The sequence below is a fragment of the Actinomadura sp. 21ATH genome, assembly GCF_041951345.1.
Taxonomy (GTDB): Bacteria; Actinomycetota; Actinomycetes; order Streptosporangiales; family Streptosporangiaceae; genus Spirillospora.
The window spans coordinates 97995-113345 of record NZ_JBGNUR010000007.1; the positions used below are offsets into that span (position 1 = coordinate 97995).

Here is a 15351-nt window from a genome sequence, read left to right on the forward strand (position 1 = left end):
CATGGCTACGTGTCCAGCGGGCCACGCGTCCGCGTCCGGCGACTACTGCGACGTGTGCGGCGAGCGCATCGGCGGTCCTCCGGCCGCGCCGCCCTCGGCCGGTGCCGCGCCGTCCGGCCCCGCGGCGGGCGGCGCGGGGACGCCGTGCCCCGACTGCGGCACCCCGGCCAGCGACCGGTTCTGCGAGGAGTGCGGGTACGACTTCGCCACCGGCGGCGGCGTACCCACGCCCGCGGGCTTGCCGTCCGCACCGGCCCCGGCTCCGGCGCCCGTCCCGGAACCGGCCGCGCCCGAATCGGCACCGGCACCGGCAGCGGCGCCGGGTCCGGCCGGCCCGGGCTGGGTCGCGGTCGTCAGCGCCGACCGCGCCTACTACGACGCGGTCGTCGCCTCGCTCGAACCGGACTCCGGCGTGATCGCGTTCCCGCCGTACTGCCCGGAACGGCGGGTGCCGATCGGCGGCGAGCAGGTCCGCATCGGGCGGCGGAGCGCGTCCCGCGGCATCACCCCCGAGATCGACCTGCGGGTCGCGCCGGAGGATCCGGGCGTCTCGCACATCCACGCGGTGCTGCTCGCCCGCCCCGGCGGCTCGTGGGTCCTGGTCGACCCCGGGTCCACGAACGGGACGTCCCTGAACGGCTCCACCTCGGCCATCCCGCTCAACGTGGAGGTCCCGGTCGGCGACGGCGACCGGATCCACGTCGGAGTGTGGACCACCATCACGCTCAGGAAGGGCGAGGCGCCATGACGGCCGTACAGCCCGCGCCGCCCGGCGCTCCCCCGTCCGCACCGCCTTCCCCGTCCACCGCCCGGGGAACGGCGCCGGCGCCGCGACCGCGGCGCGGCGGCGTGCGCAGGCCCGACGCGGCGCCGCCGGGCCGCCGGTTCGGGTTCGTCCCGCGCACGGTGGCGGGCCGGGTCCGGGCGCTCACCGCGGCCGTGCTGGTCGCGGTGGCCGCGCTGCTGGCGGTCGTCGCGGTGTCGGTCGGCAACGCCCGCGACGGCGTCCGGGTGATCGGGCAGGACGCCGGCCCGCAGGTGATCGCGACCGGGAACCTGTACTTCCACCTGACGAACATGGACGCGCAGCTGGCCAACGCGCTGCTGATCGGCCGCACGCAGGACCTCGGGATGCGCCGCGACGACGCGCTGCGGCGCTTCGACGCGAGCCGGCTGGCGGCCGGGGACGCGCTGCTGAAGGCCGCCAAGCTGGCCGACGAGACCACCGAGGACGAGACCGCCCGCGAGTCGCTCAACGCGCTCGCCCGGTACGAGCGGCTGGCCGGCCAGGCGCTGCTGCTCGACGAGCGCGCGGACCACGCGGCGGGCCCGCCGCCGGCGGAGGTCATCGCCTACTACCGGCAGGCGACCGACCTGATGAAGCTGGACCTGCTGCCCAAGGCGTACAACCTGACGCTCGACAACGGCACGCTCGTGCGCCACACGTACGAGTCCGAGCGCGGCGCGGTGATGGCGGGCCAGGTCCTCGTCTACGTGTTCGGCGCCATCGCGCTCGGCCTCCTGGCCGCGCTCCAGCTCTACCTGTTCGCCCGGTTCCGCCGGATGCTCAACCCGGCGCTGGCGCTGTCGGCGCTGCTGACGCTTGTCCTGGCCGGCGCGAGCGCCGTGATGCTGAACGGCCAGATGGACCATCTCCGCACGGCCAAGGGCGACGGCTTCGACTCGCTGCTGTCGCTGTCGCGGGCGCGGGCGATCAGCACCAGCGCCAACGCCGACGAGACGCGGTTCCTGCTCGACCCGGGCCGCGCCGACACCTACGAGCAGGTGTACCTGAGCAAGTCGCAGTCGGTGCTGTACCGGCCCGCCGACAACCTCGACCGCTACAACGAGGCGATCCAGCGCGACCTGGGGAATCCGAACCTCGACCCGCAGAGGCAGCGGTTCCTGGGCTTCCTGGGGCGCGAGGCGGGCTACGGCGCGCTGCCGGGCCAGCCGGGGGCGTACCGCGATGTGCTGCGGAGGTACCGGGCGTTCCAGCAGAGCGACTCGCGGGTGCGCGCGCTGGTGCGGGCCGGGCAGTCCGACCGCGCCATCGCGGCCCGGCTCGGCGGCGGCACCGGCGGTTTCTCCTCCGACCGCGACTTCACCGCCTACGACGCGTCCATGCAGCGGCTCTTCAAGATCCACCACGACGCGTTCACGAAGGCCGTGGACGACGGCGAGAAGGGCACCCGGGGCTGGAACGCCGGCGTGCCGATCGCCGGACTGGTGATCATCGGCCTGGTGCTGGCGGGCGTCCGGCCCCGGCTGGCCGAGTACCGGTGACTGCGGGCCGCGGCGGAGATCGGCGGGCGACGACGGGAAGGACCGGATTGGGGACGAGCTTGAGGGTGCGCCACGCGCTGGCGGCCGGGGCGGCCGTCCTGGCGCTGGCGGGCTGCGGCGCCGCTGCGGGCGCGGACGGTTCCGTCGCGGACCGGGACTCGCTCGTGATCGGCGTCAAGGACGGCGAGCCGGGACTGAGCTCGCGCGGCGCGAACGGCCGGTACGAGGGCTTCGACGCCGACGTCGCGCGCGAGATCGCCAAGAGGCTCGGGGTGGACGCGGGGAACGTCACGTTCCGGAAGGTCTCCTCCGACCAGCGGGCGGACTTCCTGGCCGACGGCACGGTCGACCTCGTGGTCGCCAGCTACTCCGTCACGCCGCAGCGCAAGACCGAGGTGACCTTCGCGGGCCCGTACTACGTCGCCCACCAGGACATCCTCGTGCGGCGGCCGGACGCCGCGTCCGTCAAGGACGTGCGCGACCTGGCCGGCAAGCGGCTGTGCAGGGTGGACCGGTCGGTCTCGTTCACGCGCGTGCGCGAGGAGCGGCACGTCCCGGTGCTCTCCGTGCCCGGCGCCGACTACGCCGACTGCGTGGCGAAGCTGTCGGCCGGCGCCCTGGACGCGGTCTCCACCGACGACCTGATCCTCACCGGGCTCGCCGCGCGGGCGGCGGCGTCGGGCTCGGGGCCGGCGCTGCGGATGGTGAACGCGCCGATCTCGGACGAGCCGTACGGGATCGGCCTGCGCAAGGGCGACGTGGAGGGGTGCGCGGCCGTCAACAAGGCGATCACCGGGATGTACCAGGACGGCACCGCGGCCGCGCTGCTGAAGAAGTGGTTCGAGCCCGCCGGGCTGAGGGTGACGACCACCGTCCCGCAGTTCGAGGGCTGTGACTGACACTGTTTTGGGCTTCACCGTCACCGAGATCAGTCGGTTACGTAAGTACCGGAACCGGCTCATGATCGTAAGTTATGGTCGCGATCAAAACCCGTTCGCGGTCACGGCCCTGCTACGAGGAGTCTCATGACGACGGTGATCCTGGTCGTGATGTGCCTCGCGGTCGGCGCGCTCGAACTGTACGCGGGACGGCGGAGCAAGGAGCAGCAGCAGGCGTTCGTCCGGCGGATCGACGAGCTCAACGCGCAGGTCAACAAGCAGAACAACGTGCTGGTCGCGGTCGGCGAGCAGCTCACCGCCGAGCTGTCGAAGGTGAAGCGGGACACGCTGCCGGCGCTGGACTCGCGGCTGCGCTCGCAGTCCGACCAGGTCGAGGAGCTGGCGGCGCTCGTCCACCAGGCCGGCGAGTACCTGCGGGCGCAGGCCGGCCGGCTGCAGGACCTGGAGAAGCAGCGGATCACGCTGGCCGCGCTGCGCCGCAAGCTCGGCGAGGTGGAGACCTCGGTGCGGTCGGTCACCCGGGCCGGCACCGCGGCGGTCGAGGGCAAGGTGGACGCGGCCCTGGACCGGCTCGCCGACCTCGAACGCGGCGGCACCGAGATGCTGGAGCTCCAGCGCACCCTGACCCGCACGCTGGAGGAGGTCGAGGACGTCGTCTCCGAACTGCTCCAGTTCACCGAGGGCGAGCTGGACGAGTCGGTCACCGCGGCGCTCACCGGCCGCAGCGCGCACGCGGACGGCGCCGCGGTGCGCGCGACGGGGCGGCTGTGGACCCGGGACGGGCAGCTGGAGGACATCCTCATCGAGATGTACGAGCGGTGCGTGCGGGCGGCGCGGCTCGACATCAGGTTCCGGACCTCCGACGGGGCGGACGGGCCGCTGCCCGGAACCGCCGAGCAGCGCCGCTACTTCCTCGCCGGGCAGCATGTCGAGGACCTCATCGGCGGCTTCACCGCGCTGCTGATCTCGACCGGCGCCGACCTGCGGCACAACGGCGCGGGCCTGGCGCGGGCCGGGGCCGGGGCGCTGCCGCCGGGGGTGGAGCCGCCCCGCGCGCCCGAGGACGAGGTGGCGCTGAAGGCCCTGCTGCGCACGCTGTACGAGTCCAGCGGCGCGGTCGCGCAGATCGGCCCGCTGATGGCCGTGCGCACCCGGGACGAGCTGATGTGCGCGGTGCTGACCCCGCCGCAGTCGCTGGAGCTGGAGTACGACGACGTGTTCTGGGACCCGGCGGCCGCCACCGTGCGGCTGCGCCGGCTCCCGTCGCATCAGCTCTGGGACCTCACCGGCTGGGCGGCCGCCGCGCCGTAGGCCCGCACGGTGCGCTCCCCGGACGCGCCGAGCCGGACGAACACCGGGCACAGCGGCGCCCGCGTCTCGGCGTCGATCTCCGCGCACAGCCCGAACCCGGCGGCGCGGTCCAGGAAGACGACGTTCTCGACCGCGCGGGCGGCCCGCACGGCGTACGGCACCGAGTCCGCGTCGGCGGTGTCGAGCAGCTCCTCGAACGTCAGCCGGCGCGCGTACCGCAGCAGCTCGCCCGCGTCCACGACCCGGGTGCCGATGGCCGCCGCCGGCCCGGCGATCACGATGCCGAAACTGGGGTCCTCGCGGCCGCGCACGTAGATCTCGCGGGCCGGCTCCAGCCCGCGGCGGCGGCGCGGCAGCTGCAGCCCGAAGCCGGAGTCGCCGTCCAGGAACGCCGGCGGCCCGAACCCGTACGCGCCCTGCGCGGCGGCCGGCCCGCCCGGCACCCGCAGCGCCCCGGACGGCTGGTGCCAGCCGGGCAGGAACACGCCGAGCGCGCGCAGGAGCAGCCGCCACACCGGCCGTCCCGTCACGTCCTGGACGAACGCGCCGCTGTCGCCCCGCGGCCGCTCGCCCCCGGCGGCCGCCCGATCCGCCGTACCCGCCGTACCCGCTCTATCCGTCTTGCCTGCCGTATCCGCCGTTCCCGCGTCGCCCGTCTCGGCAGCCTCCATGGCGCCCATCCTCGGTCGCGGGAGCCATCGGCACAAGTCCAGCGTCATCACCGCGTAACGCCACGAACACGGGCGTTCAGGCAAGGACGTCGTGCCGGGCATGCCGGGAGGCGGCGCGGTACGCTGGGAGCGTCTGACGCGACGTGAGGCGGCGGGAGCGGCTGGCCAGATGAACGTGCAGGACCTGATGGTCTACCGCGACACCAGCTCGCGGACCGTCGACAAGTACCTGATGCCGCACGAGGGGCGCGTCATCGCCGTGCGCCGCCACCCCGCGGTGCTGCTGCCCGCGCTCGTGCTGGTGGTCGGCGGCCTGATCCTGTGCGGCTTCGCCGCCACCCTCGTCAGCGTGATGTGGATCTGGTGGGCGTGGCTGGCGACCCTCGGCTACCTGCTGTGGAAGGTCATCGCCTGGTCGGTGGAGTTCTTCCTGGTCACCGAGCACCGGGTGATGGTCATCAACGGCGTCCTCAACCGGAACGTCGCGATGATGCCGCTCGCCAAGGTCACCGACATCAAGATGAACCGCTCGCTGGTCGGCCAGATGCTCGGGTACGGCGAGTTCGAGATGGAGTCGGCCGGGCAGAAGCAGGCGCTGCGCAACGTCGGCTTCATGCCGTACCCGGAGCAGCTCTACCTGGAGGTCTCCTCGGTCATCTTCGGCGCCGAGGACGGGTCCCCCGACTAGCCCGCCGATGAGTTCCGCGCCTCCCCGCGGTCTGCCCCCATGACGGACGAGGAACGGACCGGCGGGCGAGTGAGCGAACGGAGCGCGCGGATGAACGGCGGAAACGGTTTCGGCAAGGCGGGCCTGGAGCGGCTCCGGCGGACCATGGCCGGCCATGTCGAGGCGGGCCGGCTCCCCGGCGCGGTCACGGTCGTCGAGCGGCACGGCGAGACGCACGTCGACGCGGTCGGCACCGCCGAGCTCGGCGGCGGCCCCCCGGTCCGGCGCGACACGATCTTCCGGATCAGCTCGATGACCAAGCCGATCACGGCGGTGGCGGCGCTGATCCTGGTCGAGGAGTGCCTGCTGCGGCCGGACGAGCCGGTGGACCGGCTGCTGCCCGAGCTGGCGGACCGCCGGGTGCTGCGCGCGCCGGACGCGGAGATCGGCGACACCGTCCCGGCCCGCCGCCCGATCACGGTCCGCGACGTGCTGGACTTCCGGCTCGGCCTCGGCATGATCCTGGACGAGGCCGCGTTCGGGTACCCGTTCTTCCGGGCGGCGCAGGAGCTGGGCATCTCCGGCTTCGGGCCGCCGGACCCCGCGCTGCCGCACGCGCCCGACGAGTGGCTCCGCCTCCTCGCGACGCTGCCGCTCGTGGACCAGCCCGGCGAGCGGTGGACGTACAACATCGGCTCGTACCTCCAGAGCATCCTCGTCGAGCGCGCGTCCGGGCGGCCGTTCCCCGACTTCCTCCGCGAACGGATCTTCGAGCCGCTGGGCATGAAGGACACCGGCTTCCAGGTCCCGGCCGCGGACATCGGCCGCTTCACCGCCGCGTACGGCGCCGCCGAGGGCGGCACGCTGGAGCTCCACGACCCGCGCGAAGGCAGCGCCTGGGCGAGCGCGCCCGCGTTCCCGGACGGGGCGGGCGCGCTGGTCTCGACCGCCGACGACTACCTGGCGTTCGCGCGGATGCTGCGCGGCAGGGGCGCGTACCGCGGCACCCGGATCCTGTCGCGCCGCTCGGTGGAGCTGATGACGTCCGACAGGCTCACGCCGGAGCAGAGCCGGCAGTCGTTCGGCGGCGTGAACGGCTGGGGCCACGGCGTCGCCGTCGGGCTCCGCCGGGAGAACGTGTGGGACACGCCCGGCCGGTACGGCTGGGACGGCGGCATGGGCACCTCCTGGTACACCGACCCGGAGGAGGACCTGGTGGGCATCCTGCTGACGCAGCGCCTGGAGTTCCCCGCCGACAACCCGGTCTGGCTCGACTTCTGGACGTCGGTCTACACCGCGCTGGACGGCTGACCGGCGGCGGAACGGAGTCCCGGCGGAGTGCGGGAGCCGATCAGTCCGGCGGCGGGACCGGGGGGTCGTCCCCCCGGACGGGCACCGAGGGGCGGGGGCGGCCGGGGACGAGGAGGTCGAGGTCGGCGCGCGTGACGCGGGCGCGCTCGGCCAGGGCGTCGCGGCCGACGCCGGATCCCGCGGTCAGTTCCAGGGCGCCGGTCAGCATGGTGGGCGCTTCGAGTGGCCTGGACGGGCCGGGCTCCCGGCGGCGCCAGCCGCGGGCCGCCATCGCGCTCATGGCGTTCCGGTACGTGGCCTCCTTCATGATGCCGAGCGTGCGGGCGCGGAAGAGCAGCGCCGCCATGCTCACGCCCCACGTCGCCTTCAGCGCCGCCAGGCGGGACCAGTCGGCGGTGGCGGGGAGCTCGGCGGCGATCTCCGCCTCCGGCATCAGGAACTCGGCGGCGAACCGGTGCGCCTGGTCCTCGATCACCTTGCTGCCCGGCTCGGCGTCGGCGTGCATGACCAGGTGGCCCAGCTCGTGCGCGCCGTCGAACCGGTTGCGCCAGTAGTCCGCCTTGGCCGGGTTGAACATCACCATCGGCCGCGGGTGGGCGCCGATGCTGAACGCGTCGACGCGTTCGGTGGACGGCGGCAGGATCAGCACGATCACGCCGCTCTTCTCCAGCAGCCGCACCATGTGCGGCACGGGGCCGGGCTCGCCGCCCAGCAGCTCCTTGCGCGCGAGCCGGGCGGCCTCCGCCGGCCCGGGCCCGGCGATCTCGTCGGGCTGGACGGGATGCTCGGGCAGCTCCGCGGGCGGGAACTCGACCAGGTCCTCCAGCGCGCCGACGATGTCGGCCGCGATCCGCCCGTACGCGAGGGCCTGGTCGCGCTCGATCTGCGTCGTCGACCGCAGCGAGCGGAAGTGCGCGTGCGCGGAGTCGAGCGTGACCGGGCTGCGGCCCGCGTGGAAGAACTCGACCGGGACGCCCAGCGCGATCGCCAGCCGCGACAGCGACCTCTCCGAGGGGCGGTGCACGCCCGCCTCGTACTGCCCGATCGCGGTCGGCGTCGTCCCGACGGCCTGCGCGAGCTGGTTCTTGCGCAGCCCGCGCAGCCGCCTGGCCAGCGTCAGCCGCTCGCAGTCGAACAGCAGGCGGGCCTCGGCGATCCGGTCATGGGTGCGCTCGTTCACTGGGCCTTTTCGGTGCTCGTGGCGGTCGCGGAGCCGGTGCGGAGCCGCATGGGGACGTCGGCCTCGGACTCGTCGCCGGTCCACAGCGGCAGCGTGGGCTCGGCGGGCCTGCGCCGCGGATCGGGGCCGAGGGCGTCCTCGTCCAGGCGGATCAGCCAGAACCAGGGGTCGCCGCCGTCGGCGTTGTGCCGGGGCCGGCCGAGGAACAGCTCCAGCTCCAGCGGCTCCTCGCTGGCGCTGTGCGCGAGCACGAGCGTGACCGTGCCGGGCGCGCCGTCCGGGTCGCCCGGCAGGTCGCCGAGGTCGAGCGCCAGCTGCGGGTCGCCCGCGTAGTCCTGCCGCGCGACCATCTGCTTGGTGGCGCTGTCGCGGTCCCAGCGGATGGCGCGGACGGCGCCGAACTCGTGCCGCTTGAGCAGGATCCGGTACGGCCCGTGCCGCCAGCCGGGCGAGCCGTTCAGGTTGTCGCGGACGATCGCCGGGTCGCCCCGGAACACGCGGTCGATCTGCGACGCCAGCACGTCGAACGAGCTGTAGCCGTACGAGCGGTCGGTGAACCCCGCCGACCGGCTCAGCCCGCCGAACACCGCCAGCGTCGCCTCCCGGTGCGCCTCGCGGAGCCCGTGCAGGAGGCCCTTCGGATGGAGGGCGTTCCAGGCGTCGAGATCTTCGGACATGCACGGGACTATAGACGCCGGCGGTGACTCGCGCGCGAAACTGAAGTGCCGTGTCGCGGGTGGACGCGGTCGCGGAACGTTGCCGGTGATATTTGTCAGTGATATCTGGCAGCATCCGGTCATGGCACCGACCGCGGCTGACTACGCCTGGTTCGAAGAGCGCTTCCCCGACCTGGCGGAGGCGTACTGCTTCACGCTCGTGCGCGGGCTGACCCCGGCGCAGGTGCTCGCGCGGCTCGGCGCCCGTACGGGCGGGCCGCAGGTGAAGGGCGTCGAGGCGCTGTCGAGGCTCTCCTACGACGGCTACGCCGAACGCGCCGGGCGCGAGTTGGTCGTCGGCGTGACGGCGGTCGGCGAGTGGGCGCTCGCCGTCGAGCCGAACGGCTACCTCGGCGCCTCCGAGGAGGCGGTCGTCCCGCTGTCGGCCGGTTCCCGGCTGGTGTCGCACTTCAGCAACGTGAACGCGGCCGGCAACTTCTACTGGGTCGAGGACGGCGACGTCCGCCTCACGTTCGAGCCGCTGTTCCCCTCGCACCGGTGGGGCAGCACGCCCGACGCCCTGCTCGACGCCATGCGGGAGGCGGGGTTCGACCTGCTGGACGGGGACGACTCCAACCTCGACTGCGGCGCCGCCGCCTTCGCGCTCGCCGAGCGTCTGACCGGCGTGCGGCTCACTCCGGAGATCCTCACGGAGGCGTCATTCCTCTGCGGCCTGGCCCCCGTCGCCTGAGGACTCACGAACCGAAGCCGACGCCGAAGCGGTCCAGGGCGCGCAGCCAGCGGCCGCGGTGACCCGCGCGGCGGTCGGCCCTGGCCATCGCGCGCCGGGTCAGCTCGATCGCCCCGTACCGGAACGGCTCGGGCGGGAACGGGACGGGCCGGTCGCGCACCATGGCCAGGCGGGCACGGGCCGGGTCGGCCTCCGGCAGGCCCAGCAGGTCGAGCATGACGTCCGCGCCGAACCGGGTCGCGCCCACGCCGAGCCCGGTGTGGCCGGAGGCATGGGCCAGGCGGCCGTCGTACGCCGTTCCGTAGAAGGCGCAGAAACGGGTGCAGGTGTCGACCACACCGCCCCAGGTATGGTTGAACCGGAGCCCTTCGAGTTGCGGGAACGTGGTGAGGAAATCGCGGGCCAGCGCCTCGAACGCGGCGCCGCGCCGCTCCAGCCCGTCACCGATCCGGCCGCCGAAATGGTAGACGGCGTCGGAGCCGCCCCAAACGATCCTGTCATCGGCGGTCAGCCGGTAGTAATGGAAGAGGTTCGCGCGATCCCCGATGCCTTGGCGGTGCTTCCAGCCGAGCGATTCCAGCCGGGCGGCGGAAAGCGGCTCGGTCGCCATCGCGTAGTCGTACACGGGCACCACGTAGCGCCGCATCCGCTTCAGCAGCGGCGGGAACGCGCCGGTCCCGAGCGCCACCCGGCGGGCCGCGAGCCGGCCGTTCCGCGTGGAGAGGCGCAGCGGAACGTCCTCGTCGAGGCCCGTCACCGGCGACCGCTCGTAGATACGGACGCCCAGGGAACGGCACGCGTCCGCCAATCCCCAGGCCAGCTTCGCGGGATTCACCAGTGCGACCCCGTCGGGATCCCAAAGGCCGCCGAGATAGGTGGGCGAGTCGACTTCGGCGCGGACGGCCTCCGCGCTCATCAGCATGGGCTCCCAGCCGTGCTCGAACGCGAGTTCGGCGTCCTCCGCGAGCCCTTCCAGCTGCCATTCGGCGGTGGCGACGTGGAGTTCGCCGGCCGCCTCCCATTCCGCGTCGATCCCGTACCGGACGAGCGTCTCCGCGATGGCCCGGAAGTTCTCCCAGCCGAGCCGTTCCAGCTCGTGGAGCTCGTCCGGCCAGCGGTCCGCCCCGTTCCGGATCCCGTGGGTCAGGCTGGCCGCGCAGAAGCCGCCGTTGCGCCCGGACGCGGCGCCGCCGATCCGGCCGCCCTCCAGGACGGCCACGTCCAGGGACGGATCGCGCTCCTTCGCGCGCAGCGCCGTCCACAGGCCGCTGTAGCCGCCGCCGACGACCGCGAGGTCGCAGGCGTCGGTCCCGTGCAGCGCGGGCTCCGGTTCGGGGCGCGCGGGGTCGCCGAGCCAGTACGGCTCGTGCAGCGCGCCGGCGACCGCTTTCCGGGCGTTCACGCGCGCCTCCCCCGGCGGGCGGACAGGATCGCGACCAGGATCCCGGCGGCGAAGATCAGCGTGCCCATGACGTTCACCTGCGGGGGCGTGCCGGTGCGCGTCGAGCCGTACACCCACAGCGGGAACGTGAGCGTGCCGCCGCTGGTGAAGTCGGTGATCACGAAGTCGTCGACCGACAGCACGAACGCCAGCAGCGCCCCCGACACCACCCCGGGCCTGATCATCGGCAGCGTGACCAGCCGGAACCGCGTCCACGGCCCGGCGCCCAGGTCGCGCGCCGCCTCCTCCACGGCCGGATCCAGCACGCTCACCCGCGCCCGCACCGTCACCGCGACGAACGCGATCGAGAACATCACGTGCGCGGCGAGGATCGTCCCGTACCCGCGCGGCAGGCCGAACGTCACGAACATCGACAGCAGCGACGCGCCCATCACCAGTTCCGGGCAGGAGATCGCCATGAACATCAGCAGCGTGGTCGCGCCCCGGCCGCGGAACCGGTAGCGGCCCAGCGCCAGCCCGGCCAGCGTGCCGAGCACGGTGCTGGCCGCGGTGCTGAGCAGCGCGATCGTCAGCGAGTTGACCAGTGCCGTCGTCAGGTCCGGGCGGTCGAAGAGCTCCGCGTACCAGCGCAGCGTGAAGCCCTCCCAGCGGAAGTTCTGCTTGCCGCTCGTGTCGTTGAACCCGAACAGGATCATGACGGCGACCGGCAGCGCCAGCCAGCCGATCAGCAGCCAGGTGTAGATCCGCAGGATCCGGCCGCCGCCGCCCGCGGCCGGCCCCGGCCGCGCCGCTCGTCCGCGTCTCATCGGCGCGCCGCCTCCAGGACGTCCCGGGTGCCCAGGGCGCGCGCGTACGCGAAGATCCCGAGCAGCAGGATCGCCATCAGCGTGAACGACAGCGCCGAGGCCGTCGGGTACGCGCCGGTGTCGAAGTACTCGGACTGGATCACGTTACCGATCATGGTGTCGCCGGGGCCGCCCAGCACCTCGGCGTTGACGTAGTCGGCGGACGCGGGCACGAACGTCATGATCACACCCGCCAGCACGCCCGGCAGCGAGATCGGCAGGATCACCCGCAGGAACGCCTGGACGCGCGAGGCGTACAGGTCGTACGCCGCTTCCACGACCCGCGGGTCCATCCGCTCCAGCGCCACGTAGATCGGCAGCGCCATGAACGGCAGGAAGGCGTACACCAGGCCGGTGACCACGGCGGCGCCGGTGTCGAGCACGTGGAAGCCGTCCGGGAGCAGGCCCGCGCCGCGCAGCGGCCCCAGGACCGGCCCGTTGTCGGTCAGCACGAGCTTCCAGGACACCGTCCGCAGGATGTAGGAGACGAAATAGGGCAGCAGGAGAAGGAGCAGGTACATCGTCTTCCGCCGCCCGCCGCGGAACGCGATCCAGTACGCCGCCGGATAGGAGAGCGCGGCGCACAGGGCCGTGGCCAGCAGCCCGTACCAGAGCGACCTGATGAACGCGTCGCCGTACGTGTGCAGCCCGTCGGTGTAGTTCTGCCACCGGAACGTCTGCCGGAACCCGTCGACGAGATTCCCGGTCTGCAGCGAGAGGGAGACCATGAGGGCGAGCGGGACGGCGAAGAGCGCCAGCAGCCACAGCCAGCTCGGCAGGACCAGCAGGTACGGGGCGAGCCGGCGGGAGCGGCCCGCCATCACGATCCCTTGGGAATGGGCTCGAACAGCTTCTGGTACTCGGCCTCCTCCGGCTGCGTGAGCCGCCGGTAATGGCGCAGCCGCTTCAGGTCGGCCTCGGCCGGAAAGACCAGCGGGCTGCTGCCGAGCCGTTCCAGGTCCGCCTTCTCCTCGCCCGCGGCCTCGCGCGCGTGCGCCTCGATGAGCGGCCTGACCGCCGGTACGGGCGTGATGTAGTTGATGAACTCGGTCAGCGGCGCGTTGTTCTCCGGCTTGTACAGGTAGTCCATGAGGACGAGCGCGTCGACCGGGTTCTCGGCCGTCCGCGGGATGCACAGGTTGTCGGTCCACAGCGTGCCGCCCTCCTCGGGCACCACGAACTCCACGTCCGGTCCGGCGAGGCTGTAGACGTCCCCCGACCAGGCCATCGTCAGCCACACGTCGCCCTTGCTGACGGCGTCGACGTAATCCTGCTCGTAGTACTTGCGCACGATCCCGGCGTCGCGCTGCCGCCGCAGCCGATCGGCCGCCCGCCGCCAGTCCGCGGGGCCCGACCTCTCGGGATCGACGCCGAGCAGGAACATCCCGAAACTGCCGAGCTCCTGCGAATCGCGCATCATCCCGACGCGGCCCTTGTATTTGGGATCGAAGAGCTGGGCGATGCTGGTGATCTCGTCCTTGACGTACCTGGTGTTGTACGCGATTCCCGTGATCCCCGACATGTAGGGGATCGTGAACGCGTTGCCCGGATCGTACGACGGGTTCTTGTACTCGGCGCCCGCATTGGCCGCGAACGCCGGCAGCCGGGAATGGTCGAGCGGCGCCAGATGGCCGAGCTGCCGCAGCTTCTCCAGCTGGATTCCATTGGTCATGACCATCAGGTCGAAACCGATCGACTGGCCGGCCGACAACGGCGCCTGAATGCGCCCGAACCACTGCGCGGTCTCCTGGATGACCTCGCGGTAGGTCACCTTGATGCCGGTGGCCTTCTCGAACGCCTTGAGCGTCGCCCGGTCGTCCTCGATGTAGCCCGGCCAGTTCGCCCAGCGCAGCGTGCCGGTCCGGGCCTTCCCCGACCAGTACTTCTGCACGTCCGACGTGGTGACCTTCTGCTTGCCGCCCTGCCCCTCGACGCCGCAGGCCGCCAGCGCCGCGCCGGCGCCGGCCAGCCCCGCCAGGCGGAGGAAGTCCCGCCGCGCGGCGGCATGCGGGCCGGGCGCGCCCTGGCCGAGGGGGCCGCGGCCGAGAGCGCCGAGGCCGGAGCCCCTGAGGCACGGGGCGCTGAGGCCCGGGGTGCTGAGGCGGGGGCGGGTCAGGCCGCGCAGGAGCGGGGGGTCGGTCCGGGTCACGTGCTTGCTCCAATGGCGTACGAGTGCCGCGGGTCCCACGACAGCCACACGGTGTCCCCCCGTGCGGCGACGTCGTCGGCGGACGCGGCGTTCTGGACGAACACCACCATGTCGGGCCCGGCGGCGGTGCTGATGGTGTAGGTGGTGGACGTACCGAGATACACCACTTCGGACACGGTGCCACGAAGGGCGCAGAGCGCGTCGTCCGGGCGGTCCCGGCCGATCTCTATCTTCTCCGGACGCACGGTCAGCTCCAGCCGTTCCGCCGGGCCGGCCGGCAGCCCGGGGCGCAGCGGGGCCAGCACCCGGCCGGCCGGCCCGTACGAGATCACCGCCCGCCCGCCGCGGACCTCGGCCACCTCGCCCGCGAGCAGGTTGGACGTGCCGATGAAGCCCGCCGCGAACCGGGTCGCCGGGCGCTCGTACACCTCCCGCGGCGGCCCGGCCTGCTCGATCCGGCCCGCGTTCATCACCGCGAGCCGGTCCGACATCGTCAGCGCCTCGCCCTGGTCGTGCGTCACGTACACGAACGTGATACCGACCTCGCGCTGGATCCGCTTCAGCTCGACCTGCATCGCCTGCCGCAGCTTGAGGTCCAGGGCGCCGAGCGGCTCGTCCAGCAGCAGCGCGCGCGGCTCGTTGACCAGCGCCCGGGCCAGCGCGACCCGCTGCTGCTGCCCGCCCGACAGCGCCGCCGGGCGCCGCCGGCCGAGCCCGGCCAGGTCGACGGTCTCCAGCATCCGCCCGACGCGGTCCGCGATCTCCTTCTTCGGCAGCCGCCTGCGGCGCAGCCCGAACGCCACGTTGTCGTACACGTTCATGTGCGGGAACAGGGCGTACGACTGGAACACCGTGTTGACCTCCCGCCGGTTGGCGGGGACACCGTTGACGCGCCGGCCGCGCAGCAGCACCTCGCCCGCCGACGGCTCCTCGAACCCGCCGATCATCCGCAGCGTGGTCGTCTTCCCGCAGCCCGACGGCCCGAGCAGCGAGAAGAACTCCCCCGGGGCGATCGCCACGTCGATGCCCCGCACCGCCGGGACGCCCCGGAAGTCCTTGGCCACGCCGCGCAGCTCGATCGCCGGGGTCTGCTCGCTCTCGGCCATGGGCGGTTCCTCAACTGTCGCGGGATCGGCGGTCGGGGGTCGGATGCCGGGGGTGACCATGGTCGCGGGTCCCCCCGCCCCCCGCCAAACCGGACCCCAGGGCGATAAAGTGGCGCG

General features: G+C 73.2%; 15 protein-coding genes. 7 read left to right on the plus strand and 8 right to left on the minus strand.

The annotated features are described in order from the left end of the window. Nucleotide 1 precedes the first annotated feature (1 nt). The 4 genes from ACA361_RS21845 to ACA361_RS21860 all read left to right on the plus strand — a co-directional run bounded on the left by ACA361_RS21845 (nucleotide 2) and on the right by ACA361_RS21860 (nucleotide 4496). Nucleotides 2-748, plus strand: coding sequence for an FHA domain-containing protein (locus ACA361_RS21845; protein WP_375014423.1), 747 nt, complete (start codon nucleotides 2-4; stop codon nucleotides 746-748). A gap of 101 nt (nucleotides 749-849) precedes the next feature. Continuing rightward, on the plus strand, nucleotides 850-2286 hold the full coding sequence (locus ACA361_RS21850) for a hypothetical protein (protein WP_375014425.1): 1437 nt from the start codon (nucleotides 850-852) through the stop codon (nucleotides 2284-2286). Between the two features lie 65 nt (nucleotides 2287-2351). Continuing rightward, nucleotides 2352-3185 carry a glutamate ABC transporter substrate-binding protein gene (locus ACA361_RS21855; protein ID WP_375014888.1) on the plus strand — a complete coding sequence of 278 codons (834 nt, stop codon included), beginning with the start codon at nucleotides 2352-2354 and terminating at the stop codon, nucleotides 3183-3185. Nucleotides 3186-3311: 126 nt separating this feature from the next. Further along, nucleotides 3312-4496, plus strand: coding sequence for a hypothetical protein (locus ACA361_RS21860; protein WP_375014427.1), 1185 nt, complete (start codon nucleotides 3312-3314; stop codon nucleotides 4494-4496). Here ACA361_RS21860 and ACA361_RS21865 read toward each other — a convergent pair. Further along, nucleotides 4454-5167, minus strand: coding sequence for a hypothetical protein (locus ACA361_RS21865; RefSeq protein ID WP_375014429.1), 714 nt, complete (start codon nucleotides 5165-5167; stop codon nucleotides 4454-4456). The two genes, ACA361_RS21860 and ACA361_RS21865, sit on opposite strands and share 43 nt — an antisense overlap. A gap of 169 nt (nucleotides 5168-5336) precedes the next feature. Between ACA361_RS21865 and ACA361_RS21870 the strand changes: the two genes are divergently transcribed. Beyond that, nucleotides 5337-5855 (plus strand): PH domain-containing protein, encoded by a 519-nt coding sequence (locus ACA361_RS21870; RefSeq protein ID WP_375014431.1) that lies wholly within the window; start codon nucleotides 5337-5339, stop codon nucleotides 5853-5855. A gap of 90 nt (nucleotides 5856-5945) precedes the next feature. Further along, entirely contained in the window at nucleotides 5946-7145 is a 1200-nt protein-coding gene (locus ACA361_RS21875; RefSeq protein ID WP_375014433.1) for a serine hydrolase domain-containing protein, read from the plus strand. Between the two features lie 40 nt (nucleotides 7146-7185). Here ACA361_RS21875 and ACA361_RS21880 read toward each other — a convergent pair whose 3' ends face one another. Next, on the minus strand, nucleotides 7186-8325 hold the full coding sequence (locus tag ACA361_RS21880) for an XRE family transcriptional regulator (RefSeq protein ID WP_375014434.1): 1140 nt from the start codon (nucleotides 8323-8325) through the stop codon (nucleotides 7186-7188). After that, a complete protein-coding gene (locus tag ACA361_RS21885) occupies nucleotides 8322-9002 on the minus strand; it encodes a hypothetical protein (protein ID WP_375014436.1) in 681 nt (226 codons plus the stop codon). Before ACA361_RS21885 ends, ACA361_RS21880 begins: the two co-directional genes overlap by 4 nt. A 121-nt stretch (nucleotides 9003-9123) precedes the next feature. On the opposite strand from ACA361_RS21885, the gene ACA361_RS21890 reads away from it, so the two are divergent. Continuing rightward, a complete protein-coding gene (locus ACA361_RS21890; protein WP_375014438.1) occupies nucleotides 9124-9732 on the plus strand; it encodes a DUF6461 domain-containing protein in 609 nt (202 codons plus the stop codon). Nucleotides 9733-9736: 4 nt separating this feature from the next. On the opposite strand, the gene ACA361_RS21895 is transcribed toward ACA361_RS21890, so the two are convergent. Genes ACA361_RS21895 through ACA361_RS21915 form a run of 5 tightly spaced genes read right to left on the minus strand, consistent with a single transcriptional unit; the run spans nucleotide 9737 to nucleotide 15234 of the window. Further along, nucleotides 9737-11134, minus strand: a complete 1398-nt coding sequence (locus ACA361_RS21895) for an NAD(P)/FAD-dependent oxidoreductase (RefSeq protein WP_375014440.1) — start codon at nucleotides 11132-11134, stop codon at nucleotides 9737-9739. Next, the gene (locus ACA361_RS21900; protein ID WP_375014442.1) at nucleotides 11131-11940 is read right to left on the minus strand and encodes an ABC transporter permease; all 810 of its coding nucleotides are present in this window, start codon (nucleotides 11938-11940) and stop codon (nucleotides 11131-11133) included. Before ACA361_RS21900 ends, ACA361_RS21895 begins: the two co-directional genes overlap by 4 nt. Next, nucleotides 11937-12800 carry an ABC transporter permease gene (locus ACA361_RS21905; protein WP_375014444.1) on the minus strand — a complete coding sequence of 288 codons (864 nt, stop codon included), beginning with the start codon at nucleotides 12798-12800 and terminating at the stop codon, nucleotides 11937-11939. The genes ACA361_RS21900 and ACA361_RS21905 overlap by 4 nt, the downstream gene beginning before the upstream one ends. Further along, nucleotides 12800-14128 carry a spermidine/putrescine ABC transporter substrate-binding protein gene (locus ACA361_RS21910; protein ID WP_375014446.1) on the minus strand — a complete coding sequence of 443 codons (1329 nt, stop codon included), beginning with the start codon at nucleotides 14126-14128 and terminating at the stop codon, nucleotides 12800-12802. Before ACA361_RS21910 ends, ACA361_RS21905 begins: the two co-directional genes overlap by 1 nt. Further along, nucleotides 14125-15234, minus strand: a complete 1110-nt coding sequence (locus ACA361_RS21915; RefSeq protein ID WP_375014448.1) for an ABC transporter ATP-binding protein — start codon at nucleotides 15232-15234, stop codon at nucleotides 14125-14127. The genes ACA361_RS21910 and ACA361_RS21915 overlap by 4 nt, the downstream gene beginning before the upstream one ends. Nucleotides 15235-15351 lie beyond the last annotated feature (117 nt).